Annotated in this window: 1 protein-coding gene; it reads right to left on the minus strand. The window is 49.3% G+C overall.

The features are described from left to right. Nucleotides 1-317, minus strand: a 317-nt coding sequence (locus tag KP705_RS16205; protein WP_215764987.1) for a hypothetical protein, incomplete at its 3' end; no start/stop codon positions are given. Between the last annotated feature and the right edge of the window lie 292 nt (nucleotides 318-609).

A 609-nucleotide genomic window follows, 5' to 3' on the forward strand; every position in this document is an offset into this window, starting at 1 on the left:
ATCTCTCCGCGTGATTCCTTCGCTTCCTTAACCTCTGGAACGTATTCTAAACCACCAGCAGGAAGCCTGAAGCGTCGCCTGTCTTCCTGTTCCGAACGACACGCAAAACGCAGATTCTCATCAGCAGAATAATCCCGAGCTATAAGCCCAAGGTGCTTGCAGTCAGCAGATATCAGCCAGCAGATATCATCAACAGACCACCCCAGATGGAACACATGCCCAAGCCATGAACGAGGATAATACCCCCCATCATATGACTGAGCTTTGATGACCCTTTGGGCCTCTAATTTCGTATATGAACGACCTACGGATTCCATCCGAGACCACCAGTCTTGGCGGTCTTGTGTTGAACCATCGCCATCAGTTGTGTTATAATACTGATGTGGGTCGGGTTGTGACGTTCCTGCGTCATGAGCCTTCTCCTAACCTATCGGGCTTCTTCGATGTAATCCGCCAAGATATCCATCGATTTAACCTCGACTCACATTCTACCATAAAAATCAGATTATCAAGAACCATCCCACACAGATGGCCTACGGCCACACTACGTGGCTCCCGCTCTGCGCTCGCTCTGTGATGCAGGACACAGCAAATCTGAGCTAATTATCT

Source organism: Gluconobacter sp. P1D12_c (assembly GCF_018812105.1).
GTDB classification, from domain to species: domain Bacteria; phylum Pseudomonadota; class Alphaproteobacteria; order Acetobacterales; family Acetobacteraceae; genus Gluconobacter; species Gluconobacter oxydans_A.